General features: G+C 71.8%; 11 protein-coding genes. 4 read left to right on the top strand and 7 right to left on the bottom strand.

What is annotated here, in order from left to right:
* Nucleotides 1–451: 451 nt before the first annotated feature.
* From LK06_RS05730 to LK06_RS05740, 3 genes are all read left to right on the top strand, one after another.
* Entirely contained in the window at nucleotides 452–2,254 is a 1,803-nt protein-coding gene (locus tag LK06_RS05730) for a glycoside hydrolase family 15 protein (protein WP_039651649.1), read from the top strand.
* A 205-nt stretch (nucleotides 2,255–2,459) separates the two neighbouring features.
* Nucleotides 2,460–3,842: an FAD-binding oxidoreductase gene (locus LK06_RS05735; RefSeq protein WP_043433188.1), complete on the top strand. Its 1,383-nt coding sequence runs from the start codon at nucleotides 2,460–2,462 to the stop codon at nucleotides 3,840–3,842.
* Between the two features lie 44 nt (nucleotides 3,843–3,886).
* Nucleotides 3,887–5,533: a PucR family transcriptional regulator gene (locus LK06_RS05740; RefSeq protein ID WP_039651646.1), complete on the top strand. Its 1,647-nt coding sequence runs from the start codon at nucleotides 3,887–3,889 to the stop codon at nucleotides 5,531–5,533.
* Between the two features lie 182 nt (nucleotides 5,534–5,715).
* On the opposite strand, the gene LK06_RS05745 is transcribed toward LK06_RS05740, so the two are convergent.
* From LK06_RS05745 to LK06_RS05770, 6 genes are all read right to left on the bottom strand, one after another.
* On the bottom strand, nucleotides 5,716–6,852 hold the full coding sequence (locus LK06_RS05745; RefSeq protein ID WP_039651645.1) for a glycosyltransferase family 4 protein: 1,137 nt from the start codon (nucleotides 6,850–6,852) through the stop codon (nucleotides 5,716–5,718).
* 301 nt (nucleotides 6,853–7,153) lie between these two features.
* Entirely contained in the window at nucleotides 7,154–7,876 is a 723-nt protein-coding gene (locus LK06_RS05750) for a hypothetical protein (protein ID WP_052269871.1), read from the bottom strand.
* Between the two features lie 50 nt (nucleotides 7,877–7,926).
* Nucleotides 7,927–9,669: a DNA repair protein RecN gene (recN, locus tag LK06_RS05755; RefSeq protein ID WP_174673811.1), complete on the bottom strand. Its 1,743-nt coding sequence runs from the start codon at nucleotides 9,667–9,669 to the stop codon at nucleotides 7,927–7,929.
* 118 nt (nucleotides 9,670–9,787) lie between these two features.
* Complete coding sequence (locus LK06_RS05760; RefSeq protein ID WP_039651641.1) at nucleotides 9,788–10,693, bottom strand: NAD kinase; 906 nt, start codon at nucleotides 10,691–10,693, stop codon at nucleotides 9,788–9,790.
* Nucleotides 10,690–11,505, bottom strand: coding sequence for a TlyA family RNA methyltransferase (locus LK06_RS05765; RefSeq protein ID WP_039651640.1), 816 nt, complete (start codon nucleotides 11,503–11,505; stop codon nucleotides 10,690–10,692). Before LK06_RS05765 ends, LK06_RS05760 begins: the two co-directional genes overlap by 4 nt.
* A gap of 55 nt (nucleotides 11,506–11,560) precedes the next feature.
* Nucleotides 11,561–11,845: a hypothetical protein gene (locus tag LK06_RS05770; RefSeq protein WP_039651638.1), complete on the bottom strand. Its 285-nt coding sequence runs from the start codon at nucleotides 11,843–11,845 to the stop codon at nucleotides 11,561–11,563.
* A 41-nt stretch (nucleotides 11,846–11,886) separates the two neighbouring features.
* Here LK06_RS05770 and LK06_RS05775 point away from each other — a divergent pair, with 41 nt between their 5' ends.
* On the top strand, nucleotides 11,887–12,234 hold the full coding sequence (locus LK06_RS05775; RefSeq protein ID WP_039651768.1) for an SCP2 sterol-binding domain-containing protein: 348 nt from the start codon (nucleotides 11,887–11,889) through the stop codon (nucleotides 12,232–12,234).
* Here the strand turns inward: LK06_RS05775 and LK06_RS05780 are convergent.
* Nucleotides 12,218–13,021, bottom strand: a complete 804-nt coding sequence (locus tag LK06_RS05780) for an ABC transporter ATP-binding protein (RefSeq protein ID WP_039651636.1) — start codon at nucleotides 13,019–13,021, stop codon at nucleotides 12,218–12,220. The genes LK06_RS05775 and LK06_RS05780 overlap by 17 nt on opposite strands.
* Between the last annotated feature and the right edge of the window lie 9 nt (nucleotides 13,022–13,030).

The following is a 13,030-nucleotide window of genomic DNA, read 5'->3' on the forward strand; positions in this document are numbered from 1 at the left end:
GCGGTTCGGGGGTTTCAGGCCCACCGTCCACGGGCTACCAGGGTATCAGCGCCTGGAGGAGATGGCTTCCGGCCACGCTCCGCGCCCGACCAGGCACGGTACGGCTCACCATACGGGCCAGCACAGACACGCTCCGGCCGCACGGCTCTCACCCGCTGCTCACTCGTTCGGCCCACACGGGTTGCCCGGAGCGGCACGCAGATCATCTACGTGCGTCGTATCCTGCTCGGACACTCACTGCCAAGCCCGGCCGGAACGACGGCACACCCCCGCCAACATCACCCGGAACAACGAGAGCGCGGCAGTTCGTTGAGCAAAGACTGTCGTTTTGCCTCAGGGCTCGGCGGACTGCTTTGCTTCACCGCTCAACGACGCATAACAACGACCCCTTGACCGCACTAGCGACAGCCCCCTGCGCGGGGGTGACGTGGCCGTTCGACTGGAGTTGCACGTGGCCGGGCGCATCGAAGACTACGCACTCATCGGAGACATGCAGACCGCCGCACTGGTCTGCCGGGATGGCACGGTGGACTGGCTGTGCCTGCCCCGCTTCGACTCGCACGCCATCTTCGCCGGCCTGCTGGGCACCGAGGAACACGGTTTCTGGCGGCTCGGCCCGGCGCACGCCGCCGACGCCGAACCCCCCGCGGCCGCCCGGCGCAGCTACCGCGGCGACTCGCTGATCCTGGAGTCCGAGTGGGACACCCCGCGCGGCACGGTGCGCGTGACCGATTTCATGCCCCCGCGCGACGGCGCCCCGCAGCTGATCCGGGTCGTGGAGGGCGTCACCGGGCGGGTGCCGATGCGCTCGGCGCTCAGGATGCGGTTCTCCTACGGCCGGGTCGTGCCGTGGGTACACAAGAGCGAGGGCCGCACGGTGGCTGTCGCCGGGCCCGACTCGGTGTGGTTCGACACGGAGACCGAGACCTACGGCAAGTCGCTGACGACCTACGCCGACTTCACCGTCGCACCCGGTGACCAGATCGCGTTCACCATCTCGTGGCAGCCCTCGCACAAGGAGGCGCCGCCGCTTCCGGAGCCGGATGCGTCGTTGGAGGCGACGGAGGAGTTCTGGCGCGAGTGGGTGGAGCACTGCACGTACCACGGACCGTACCGCGAAGCGGTGATCCGCTCGCTGATCACCCTCAAGGCCTTGACGTATGCCCCGACCGGCGGCATCGTCGCAGCACCCACCACCTCCCTCCCCGAGGACATCGGTGGTGTCCGCAACTGGGACTACCGCTACACATGGCTGCGGGACGCGGCGATCACCCTGTCCTCGCTGCTGCGCACCGGCTACCGCGAGGAGGCCCGCGCCTGGCGCGAGTGGCTGCTGCGAGCGGTCGCCGGCGACCCGGAGAACCTGCAGATCATGTACGGCATCGCCGGCGAGCGTGAGCTGGGCGAGGCGGAACTGGACTGGCTGCCAGGCTACGAGGACTCCGCTCCGGTCCGGGTCGGCAACGGCGCCGCGCACCAGCTTCAGCTGGACGTGTACGGCGAGGTCACCGAGGCCCTGCACCTGGCGCACATGACCGGTCTCGCCCGCAACGACTACGCCGCCCTGCTCCAGCTGAAGCTGATCCGCTACCTGGAGGACCACTGGCAGGAGCCGGACGAGGGCATCTGGGAGGTGCGCGGGCCACGCCGGCACTTCGTGCACTCCAAGGTGATGGCCTGGGTCGCGGTGGACCGCACCATCAAGCTGATCGAGTCCGGTGACGCAGACGGCCCGCTGGAACGCTGGAAGGAACTGCGCGACGACATCCACCGGGACGTGTGCGAGAAGGGCTACGACAAGGAGCGCAACACCTTCACCCAGTCCTACGGCTCGCGGGAACTGGACGCCTCACTGCTGCTCATCCCCCAGATGGGCTTCCTGCCCCCGGACGACAAGCGGGTGATCGGCACCATCGAGGCGATCCAGCGCGAACTGTCCACTCCGGACGGGTTCATCCTGCGCTACCCGACGGAAGGCGAAAGCGCGGGCGTGGACGGCCTGCCCGGCGACGAGGGCGCCTTCCTGGCCTGCTCGTTCTGGATGGCGGACGACCTGGCGATGATCGGCCGGGTGGACGAGGCCCGGAAGCTCTTCGAGAGGCTCCTGGCACTCCGCAACGACCTCGGTCTGCTCGCCGAGGAATGGGACCCGGGTCTGCAGCGCCAGGTCGGCAACTTCCCACAGGCCTTCAGCCACGTTCCGCTGATCGACACCGCGCTGCGGTTGACGGCTTCCGGGGCCTACGGCGGCTGAGCCTCTGCGGGTTCCCGTCTCCCGTGTCGCGCGGCGCTGCCCGGCGGGCGGCCGTGGTGCTCCGGACCGGAGTCCGCCGGTTGGACCGTCGCATCCCCACGGGAGACACCTGTGCGAGAACCCGTACGTGACCGGATGAACATGAGGGCCACCCCTGTCTAGTCTGGAACGGACAATTGCCCCGTTTTTTCGAAAGGGGGCGGCCATGGCTTCCCTCTCGAAGGCGGGCGCGGCACTCGCCGCGCTGCGTGAGGATCTGGTCGGCGAGGTGTTCGCCGCGGGGGACGCCGGTTACGACGAGGCCCGTACCGTCTTCAACGCGATGATCGACCGGCGGCCGGCCGTGATCGCCCAGTGCGCGGACGTGCCCGATGTGGTCCGTGCCATTCGCTTCGGCAGAGAACTGGACCTGCACATCGCGGTGCGCGGTGGCGGACACAGCGTGGCCGGGACGGCCCTGGGCGACGGCGCCCTCGTGGTGGACCTGCGCCGGATGCACAAGGTGACCGTCGACCCGGCCGCCGAGGCGGTCCGGGTCGAGGGCGGCGCCACGATGAGTCATCTGGACCGGGCCACCCAGCCCTACGGTCTCGCGACCACTGGCGGGCGGGCCTCCACCACCGGCGTGGGCGGCTTCGTCCTCGGCGGTGGCACCGGCTGGCTGGACCGGGCCTTCGGCCTCGCCGTCGACAACCTCCTCGGTGTGGAGCTGGTGACCGCCGACGCCGAGCGGGTACACGCGAACCCCGATGAGAACCCCGAGCTGTTCTGGGCCCTGCACGGCGGGGGCGGCAACTTCGGCGTCGCCACCGCGCTCACCCTGCAGCTGCACGAACTACCGGAGTTCTCCATCGTCCTGCTGATGTACCTGCCGCAGTTCGGACCGGAGGTGATCCGTACCTTCCGCGAGATCATCCGGACCGGACCGGACGAGGTGAGCGGTGGTGTGCTGTACATGACGGGCCCGCCCGAGGAGTTCGTGCCGCCGGAGCTGGTGGGCCGGCTGCTGTGCACCGCCCTGCTGACCTATGCGGGTGGCGAAGACGACCTGCGCAAGCTCGCTGAACCACTACTCGCGCTGGCGCACGAGGTGGAGTTGGCCGGTGACATGCCCTACGCCGACGTGCAGTGCATGATCGACGATCCGCCGGGGATGCGGAACTACTGGTCGGTCGAGTATCTGGCCGGACTACCCGATGATCTCGTGGACGTTTTCTGCGCGCGGGCGGACAGCATGCCGGTGCCGACCGGAACGCAGCACGTGCTGTTCCCGCAGGGCGGGGCGATCGCCGCCGGGCCGCACGAGTATCCGGTGCCGTACCGGGATGCTTCCTGGGCGGTGCACCCGTTCGGCATCTGGGAGGACCCGGCCGACGACGAGCGGGCGATCGCCTGGGTGCGAGCGGTACGCGCCGATGTCCAGCCGTGGAGCACAGGTGACGTCTACCTCAATTTCATCGGCGACGAGGGCCCCGACCGGGTACGGGCGGGCCTGGGCGCCGGCAACGCCCTGCGCCTGGAGAAGGTGAAGCGGCGGTACGACCCGGACAACGTGTTCCGCTTCAACCACAACATCAGGCCGGTGTAGTCCGAAGATGTCCTTCCGGTGTCCGCGCAGGTAGCGTCCGCTGCATGGACAGCCGTACGGACAACCGATTCGACACCCAGGGCGCCGGGATCACCGTCCAGCAGGCACTGGAGCTGCCCGGCCTGCGCAGCGGGCTGCCGGAGATCCTGGCGGGCGCCGACCGGCTGGGGCGCACCGTGCGCTGGGTGCACGCGGGCGAGGTGCCGAACATCGCCTCCCTGCTCAAGGGCGGCGAACTGCTGCTCACCACGGGCTACGGTCTGGGCACCCGGCCGGCCGAGCAGCGGGCGTTCGTCCGGACGCTCGCCGACCGCGGGATCGCCGCGCTGGTGGTGGAGCTGGGCCCGCGCTTCACCCGGCTGCCCGCCGCTCTGGTGGACACCGCCCGCAGCGCCGGCCTGCCACTGGTCCAGTTGCACCGCGAAGTGCCGTTCGTCACGGTGACCGAGGAGATCCACACCGAGATCGTCAACGGTCACTACGCGCTGTTGCAGCGGGCGGAGGAGGTGCACCGGCGCTGCACCGAGGCCCTGCTGGGTGGCGGTGGCGTGCCGCAGGTACTGGGGATCCTGGCCGACTTCGGGGATAACCCCGTGTTCCTTGAGACACCCGGCGGACGGCTGCTGTACGCGGCCGGGGAAGGCCCCGAGGGCGCAGACCCGCTGCAGGTGTGGGAGGGGCTGCGCGGCCCGCACAAGGACGCCCCTCCGCCCGCCGGGTCGGTCCTGGTGGACGTGCCCGGCGGCGGCCCCGGCACGGCGGGCTCGGTGCGCGCCAGGCTGGTGCTGTTGCCGGTCCGCGCACCGCTGGCGCCGGTGCACCGGATGGCCGCCGAGCGTGCCGCGGGCATCCTGGCCGTAGTGCTGATGCAGGCCCGGCAGGAGGAGGAACTGGCGGCCCGCGGGCGCGGCGACTTCCTCACCGACCTCGCCGAGGGCCGCATCACGGCGGAGGACGCCCCCGCACAGGCCCGGGTTCTCGGCTTCAAGCCCGGTGACGGCCCGCTGCTGCCCGTGGTGATGCGGGTCGGGGACACCCTGTCCCCCGGCGGGGGCTGGGCGGTGCTGGCGCGGGCGGTCTCCGAGGAACTGGCCGCGGTGGGGGTGCCGATGCTGCTGGGCGTGCGCCCCGTGGAGGGCCGGGTGCTGGTGCTGCTGGGCCTGCGCTCGGAGTCGGAGCGCCCCTCGGTCGCGGACCGGGTGGCAGCGGCGCTGCGGGCCGGGGTGGAACGGGCCGGCATGCGGCGGCCGGGCTCTCCGCCGCCGGTCGTGGTCGTCGGGGTCGCGGGCGGCTGGGCGGCAGCCTCGGCCGGGCTGCGGCACGCGGCGGAAACGGCGACGGCGGCGCAGGGACTGACCGACCAGGCCTGGTACGACGCCCGCCGCCTGGACATCGACCTACTGCTGTGGCGGCTGCGCGACCACCCGGACCTCTCGGCCTTCGTGGACCGTGCGATCGGCCCGCTGCGCGAGCACGACCGCCGCTCCAAGCCACCGCTGCTGCCGACACTGGAGGTCTATCTGGCGCACGCCGGCCGCAAGGCGGAGACCGCCCGTGAGCTGCACCTCAACCGGCAGACCCTGTACAATCGCCTCGCCCGCATCGGGGAGTTGCTCGGCACCGACCTCGACGACCCACAGACGGTGCTGGCGTTGAGCCTGGCTCTCCGCGCCCGCCGCCACGTCCCCTAGGGGCCACGGCAGGTAGCGTCCGCCCCGCCACCATGCCCGGTGCGCGCGCCTCGCCGCCCGACAACCCACGCACGTCCCGTACGAGGACTTTTGGCCGACGCTCCCCCAACCTCCGGCCGGGTGACCCTCCGAGCACGCACCAAACGCTGCTCGCTGTCGGGCAAACGCTACCTGCCACGGCCCTAAGCCAAGGGGCGGGGCTGGGTCAACTCATCGTAGATGCTGAGCACTTGGGCAACCGTCTCGTCCTCCGTCGGCCAGCCGGCAGCCTGCCGCACACCGCGCTCCCGGAGCAGTTCCCGACGCTCCGGATCCGCCAGCAGCCGTACAACGGCGTCCGCGAGCGCCTCCGCGTCACCGTACGGAAGAAGTTCGGCCGCGTCGCCGACGAGGTCCGGGATGCCGCCGACACGGGTCGCGACAAGCGGGACGCCCGCGTACAGGGCTTCCTGGGCGAACACCGACCGTGATTCCCAACTGCTGGTCAGCAGCGCCAGGTCGGCAGCCGCGAGCAGTTCGGGCACATCGTCGTGGTGCCCGATGAGCCGTACCGGGAGGTCCTCGTCCGCGATACGCCGCTGCAGCACTGACCGCAGCGGCCCCTCCCCCGCGACCACGACCAGCGGCACCGGGTCCAGGTCCCGCCAGGCCCGAGCCGCGTCGAGCAGTACGTCGTAGCCGCGGTACCGGTCGAGGGAGCCGACGGCGATGAGCAACGGGCGTCCGGTGCTGCCGAGTTCGGCCCGCACCTTGGGGCGCGGCCGATCAGGGTCCTCATGATCGGGAGACCGGCCCTGTCCCGGCAGGCCCACAGCAGCGAGCCGGGCGTCCCGCGCCCCGGTCTGCCGTGCCCGGTCCACCAGATCGGAGCTGGTGCCCAGCATCACGGACGCCGTCTTCACCACCCGCCGCTCCAGCAGCCGCAGCAGATGCGCCCGGGCGCCCTCGGCACGTGACCGGTTGTGCCAGGTGACCACCAACGGGGTGCTGTGTCCGCTGAGTGCGAGCACGGTACGGAAGGAAGCGTGCAGGCCGTGCGCGTGCACCAGGTCGGCGCTCGCGCAAGCCGCCCGGAGCGCGGCCACCGAGGCCGGGTCGCTGCTGCGCGGCACGTGCACGTGCTCGGCGCCGGCCCCGGTGAAGTCGTAGGCACGGTCGGCTTCGGCAGGGGCGCACACGGTCACCCGCACGCCCCTCGCCACGAGTCCCCCGGCGAGCGAGCGCACGTGCGCACTGCTGCCGGCATTGCCTCCGCCCAGCACCTGCACGGTGCGCAGCGGCCACTGGCCGTGCGGTGCGTTGCTGCTCACGGGGCTCACAGGGCTCACGGGGCCGGGGCTCCTGGTTCGGCGTGGGGCGGTCACGAGGGAACGTACAGAAGGTAGCGGGCTGAGCGGGGTGGAAGGACATACCTCGCGAACCTGCGGCGCGCACCGTCAAGGTCCGCCGCGCGCCCGCTTTCCCCACCAAGCATGCCAGGCCGCACGGCCGTTCTGGGAAACCGGGAGGGCGCACGGTTCGGCGGGCCGGGGCAATGCGCCGGAGCACGTCACCCACACGGGTGAACGAAACCCTGCTACGGCCGAACGGTGCAGGATGGTGTATCGGCGGGTCACCTACTCACAGCGCCCGCGCCTGCCCGGTCACCCGGTCCCCGTACACGGCCGCGGCCACGACGGCGACGGCGTGCGCAAGCAGCCCCGCGCGCCCTCCGGCGCTCTCGGCTGCGCCCGAGCGGGGGCATCCGTAGCCGGCTGCGACGGCGGCGCCCAGCGCCGCGCCGAGAGCGTGTGCCCCCGTGTCCCCGATCATCACACGCTCCCCCAGGTCGTCGGGCAGCACGGCCGCCGCGGCGCCCACGGCGGCGGCGGACAACTCGGCCGCCGGTCCCTTCCTCAGCAGTCCCGGTGCCCCGAGCGCGAGCACGACGCCGGCGGCCCGCCCGGGGCGTACGTCGACGAGATTGACGAAATGCGCCGCCCCGGCGATCACGACACCGGCCAGCACCTTGTCGACCGGCCGTTCCTTCATCAGGGCACCCGCGACCAGTCCCGCAGCGGAAATCCCGAACAACTTCACCGCGCCACTGGTCACTTCCCCCTCCCGCAGTGCCCTGAGGTGCTCCCGGAAGCCACGCCGGTGGTCTCCGTTGAGGTCGTCGTACGCCCCGCAGATCCCGGCGGCCAGCACGGCGAGCCCGGCGCCGGGGTGGACCCGGGCTGCGGCGACCGCCGCAGCCGCGGCGACCGCGGGCGCCGCGTACAGCTCAACGGTTTGTCCGGCATAGTTCTTCCGCTCCCAACCCGCGGGACCACCGGGCGGCTTGGCACGCAGGACTGCCATGCCCGCGCGGGCAACAGCGGCGGCGAGCACCCAGGTGCCGGTTCGAGCCCTCACACGTCCCTCCGGGCGGTCGCCAGTAGTTCCTCCGCGTGGGCGCGGGCCGTCTCGGAGTCCTCCTGGCCGGCCAACATGCGGGACAGTTCGCGGACGCGTTCCTCGCCCTCCAGGGCCTTCACGCCGGACCGGGTGACGGACCCGTCATGGGTCTTCTCCACCAGCAGCTGGCGGTCGGCGAACGCGGCGACCTGGGGCAGGTGGGTCACCACCACGACCTGCGCGGTCTTCGCGAGCTTCGCCAGGCGCCGCCCGATCTCGACCGCGGCCTTGCCGCCGACACCGGCGTCGACCTCGTCGAACAGGTACGTCGGCACGGGATCGGTACCGGCGAACACAACCTCCACGGCCAGCATCACGCGGGACAGCTCACCACCGGAGGCGCCCTTGGCCACGGGCCGCGCGGGGGCACCCGGGTGCGGTGCGAGCAGCAGTTCGACCTCGTCGGCGCCCGACGGGCCGTACGCGACCGTACGCCCGCCGACCTCGACGCCCTCCGGGTCCTCGGTCTGCCGGATGTCGAACGAGACGCGCGCGTGGGGCATCGCCAGCGAGGCCAGTTCGGCCGTCACGGCGGCCGCGAACCGTGCGGCGGCCTCCGTCCGGGCATCCGTCAACGCCTGGGCGAGCCCGCCCAGTTCGGCGCGGAGCGCATCCCGCTCGGCGGTCAGTTCCGCGATCCGCCCGTCGTCGCCGTCCAACTCGGTGAGCCGTGACGCGCTCTGCTCGGCCCAGGCGAGGACGGCACCCACGTCGTCGCCGTACTTGCGGGTGAGGGCGCCCAGCGTGGCCCGCCGCTCCTCCACGGCGGCCAACCGCAGCGGATCGGCGTCGAGACCGTCGGCGTACCCCGCCAGCTCACCCGCCACGTCGCCGAGCAGGATCCCGATCTCCCCGATCCGGTCGGCGAGCGCGGCCAACGCCGGATCGTGCGACCGCACGGCCTCCAGGGCACGGTGGGCGCCCGCGACGAGGGTCGAGGCGTCGATTCCCTCGGGATCCTCGGGATTGCCCGCCAGGGCGGCGTGCGCGGCCGTGGCGGCGGACGCAAGGGCCTCGGCGTGCCCCAGCCGCTCCGCCTCCTCGGCCAGTTCCAGGTCCTCGCCCGCCCGTGGCTCCACGGCGGCGATCTCGTCGAGCCCGTACCGCAGCATGCCGGCTTCCTGTGCCCGCTCACGCGCGCGCGTGGTGATCTCCGCCAGCTCGGCGGAGACGGCCCGCAGCCGCCGGTAGGCCTCGGCGTACTTGGTGAGCGGCACGGTGACCGCGTGCCCCGCGTACCGGTCCAGCGCCTGCCGCTGCCGGGACAGTTTCAGCAATCCCTGCTGGTCGGTCTGCCCGTGCACGGCCACCAGGTCGTCGGCCAGTTCGGCGAGCAGCCCCACGGGCACACTGCGCCCGCCCAGGTGTGCGCGGGAGCGGCCCTCGGCGGAGACGGTGCGGCTGATCAGCAGGGACCCGTCGTCCAGCTCGGCCCCGGCCTCCTCGGCGCGCACGGCGGCGGAGGCGTCCGCAGGAACGGCGATCCGCCCCTCCACGACTGCCTTCCCGGCCCCGATCCGCACCAGCGCCGGGTCCGCCCGTCCGCCGAGCAGCAGTCCCAGGCTGGTGACCACCATGGTCTTGCCCGCACCCGTCTCACCGGTGACGGCGGTGAACCCCGGCGACAACTCGACGACGGCGTCGTCGATGACCCCGAGCGACCGTATCCGCATCTCCTCCAACACGGAACAGACCATACGAGGTCCGGGGCGAAGAGCGCACATGGCCCGCCTATGTCACCCGGGAGAGCTAGTGCCGCATCGGGCACCGTCCGCCCCGTCGCGACATCCGGCGTGCCGGTCGGACGCCCTCGCGCTAATGGGGCGCTCCCCGCCACCCGGTCGTGGGCAGCGCGAACTTCGCCACGAGCCGATCCGTGAAGGACGAGTGGTGCAACCTGGCCAGGCGCACCGGCACCGCCCCCCGCCGCACCTCCACCCGGGCCCCCGGGGGCAACTCGACGGTCCGCCGTCCGTCGCACCACAGCACGCCCGGCGGGATGTGGGGCAGAACCTCCACCGCGAGCACGGAATCAGGCGAGGTGACCAACGGCTTGGCGAACAGCGCGTGTGCGCTGATCGGCACCATCAGCAACGCCTCCACCTCGGGCCACACCACAGGCCCCCCGGCGGAGAAGGCGTAGGCCGTCGACCCGGTCGGCGTCGACAGGACGACCCCGTCGCACCCGAAGCCCGTCACTGGCCGCCCGTCGATCTCCAGCACGACTTCCAGCAGCTTCTCGGCACCCGCCTTCTGCACGGCCGCCTCGTTGAGCGCCCAGTCGGTGTGCACGATGTCCCCGTTGCGGTGGACGACGACATCGACGGTCATCCGCTCCTCGACCTCGTACGACCGCGCCACCACCCGGTCCACGACCCGGTCGAGATCGTCCCGCTCGGCCTCCGCGAGGAACCCGACGCGCCCCAGGTTGACGCCGAGCATGGGCACCCCGGAGGCCCGCGCGAACTCGGCCCCGCGCAGGAGCGTGCCGTCGCCGCCGAGCACGATCAGCAGCTCGCATCCGTCGAGGCACTGCGGGGTCGCCTCCTTGACGAGGGCCACCTCGTCCGGCAGCGGCAGATCGCGCGCCTCCTCCTCCAGCACCCGCACCCCGATGCCGTGCCGCAGCAGCCCCTTGACCACGAGTTCCGCACTGCGGATCGCGGCGGGCCGCCCGGTGTGGGCCAGCAGGAATACAGTGCGTGCCAGGTTCTGTGTCAACGCGGCCCCTCCGCTACTGCACGGTCGACGTCGGCCGGGTCCAGGCGGGGGGCGCCGGATCGCAGCCACAGGAAGTACTCGACGTTGCCGGAGGGGCCGGGCAACGGACTGGCGGTGACTCCACGCACCCCGAGTCCCAGTTCCCAGGCCTTCTCGGCCACTGATCGCACGGCCTCCGCCCGCAGCTGCGGACTCCGCACGACACCCCCGCTGCCGAGCCGTTCCTTGCCCACCTCGAACTGCGGCTTGACCATCATCACCAGGTCGGCGTCCGGCTTCACACACCGCTTCAGGGCAGGCAGCACCAACCCGAGCGGGATGAAGGACAGATCGCCCACGACAAGATCCACAGGTTCCCCATCGATCGCCTCAAGCGTCAACTCGCGTACGTTCGTACGGTCCTTGACGGTGACGCGTTCATCCTTCTGCAGAGACCAAGCGAGTTGGCCGTAGCCGACGTCCACCGCGACGACGTGCCCGACCCCCGCACGCAACAGGACGTCGGTGAAGCCGCCGGTGGACGCCCCGGCGTCCAGCGCACGCCGCCCCTCGACCACCAGCCCCTGCGGCACGAAGACCGACAGCGCGCCGGCCAGCTTGTGCCCGCCCCGGGAGACGTAGTCCGGGTCGCTGTCGTCGGCCCGGACCACGATGGCCGCGGCGGTCTCCACCTGGGTGGCCGGCTTGGTCGCCACGGTCTTGCCGACGGTGACCCGCCCGGCGCTGATCAACTGGCTGGCGTGCTCGCGCGAGCGCGCGAGCTTCCGGCGGACCAGCTCCGCGTCCAGACGGCGGCGTGCGACTCCTGCCACGTTCGGTTCAGCTCCTGTTCCCGTACGGTGTTCGATGGGTGCGACCCGGAGGGTCTCATTGAGGGGCCACGGTCGGGTGACGGGCAGGAACCGGAGGTCCCGGGCGGGCGTCGAGCGCGGTGAGCGCCTCGCGCAGCCCCCTGTGTACATCCTCGTACACCTCGACGTGGCCGTCGGTGGCGAGGTGGTCGGCGTCGGCCAACCGCGCGAGACGCACATCGACCTCGGCATGGCCGGTGGGGGTGCGCGGGACGTTCAGGGGGGCGGGTTCGGCGGGATCGTACTCGGGTTCGACCGCCGCTCCCTGCAGGCCCTCGCTCTCCGGCACTGTGTCGCTCATGCCCAGACGCTACCGCGAACCGCTGCGGTACGGTCATGGCGATGGCCACGATCGAGGAGTGCCGCGCCGCACTGGGAAAACTTTCGGACAACATGCAGGGTGCCGACGGTGAAGTCCGCGCGGCGGCAGCCCTGGACCGCTCCGTGAGCTGCCACATCACCGATCTGGACGTCACCTTCGCGGGCCGGATGGCCGACGGCCGGATCGAGGTCGACGGCGCCCAGCCCGGACCTCCGCCGGCAAAGGCCCAGATCCGACTCGCCATGACCGGTGATGACCTGCTGGCCCTGGTGGACGGCGAGCTGAACTTCGCGACCGCCTGGGGCCGGGGCCGGGTGAAGCTGGAGGCGGGTCTGCTGGACCTGTTCCGGCTCAGGAAACTGCTGTGACCCGCACCTTGCGCGCGGCCGGCACCACCAGCGGAGTCCCGGTCTCCGGGTCGTCGATGACCCGGCAGCGCAGCCCGAACACCTCCTCGACCAGCCCGGCCGTCACGATGTCGGCCGGGCTCCCCTCGGCGACGACCTCGCCACCGCGCAGGGCGATGAGGTGGGTGGCGTAGCGAGCCGCGTGATTGAGGTCGTGCAGGACGGCGACCAGCGTGCGGCCCCGGGACTCGTGCAGGTCGGCACAGAGGTCGAGGACGTCGATCTGGTGCTGGATGTCGAGGTACGTGGTCGGCTCGTCCAGCAGCAGCAGCGGGGTCTGCTGAGCGAGTGCCATGGCGATCCACACGCGCTGACGCTGCCCGCCGGACAGCTCGTCCACGTACCGGTCGGCCAGGTCGACCACCCCTGTCTGCCGCATCGACTCCCACACGACGCGCTCGTCCTCCACGGACCACTGGCGCAGCAGTCCCTGGTGCGGGTAGCGGCCCCGGCCGACCAGATCGGCGACCGTGATGCCGTCCGGCGCGACGGACGACTGCGGCAGCAGTCCCAGTGTCCGCGCGACCTTCTTCGCGGGCATCGACTGGATGGCCTGCCCGTCCAGCAACACCTGGCCCCGGCTGGGCTTGAGCATCCGCGACAGCGCCCGCAGGAGTGTCGACTTCCCGCACGCGTTGGGGCCGACGATCACCGTGAAGGAGTTGTCGGGGATCTCCACCGACATCCGCTCGGCGATCACGTTCCGGTCGTAGGTGAGGGTCACGTTCTCGGCGGACAGGCGGTTCATGGTGCTCCT

Source organism: Streptomyces pluripotens, from assembly GCF_000802245.2.
GTDB classification, from domain to species: domain Bacteria; phylum Actinomycetota; class Actinomycetes; order Streptomycetales; family Streptomycetaceae; genus Streptomyces; species Streptomyces pluripotens.

What these genes read in the sequence shown, in the direction of transcription:
- LK06_RS05735 (WP_043433188.1), top strand. Translation starts at nt 2,460, where the DNA reads ATGGCTTCCCTCTCGAAGGCGGGCGCGGCACTCGCCGCGCTGCGTGAG.
- LK06_RS05740 (WP_039651646.1), top strand. Translation starts at nt 3,887, where the DNA reads ATGGACAGCCGTACGGACAACCGATTCGACACCCAGGGCGCCGGGATC.
- LK06_RS05750 (WP_052269871.1), bottom strand. Translation starts at nt 7,876, where the DNA reads ATGGCAGTCCTGCGTGCCAAGCCGCCCGGTGGTCCCGCGGGTTGGGAG.
- recN (WP_174673811.1), bottom strand. Translation starts at nt 9,669, where the DNA reads ATGGTCTGTTCCGTGTTGGAGGAGATGCGGATACGGTCGCTCGGGGTC.
- LK06_RS05770 (WP_039651638.1), bottom strand. Translation starts at nt 11,845, where the DNA reads ATGAGCGACACAGTGCCGGAGAGCGAGGGCCTGCAGGGAGCGGCGGTC.
- LK06_RS05775 (WP_039651768.1), top strand. Translation starts at nt 11,887, where the DNA reads ATGGCCACGATCGAGGAGTGCCGCGCCGCACTGGGAAAACTTTCGGAC.
- LK06_RS05780 (WP_039651636.1), bottom strand. Translation starts at nt 13,021, where the DNA reads ATGAACCGCCTGTCCGCCGAGAACGTGACCCTCACCTACGACCGGAAC.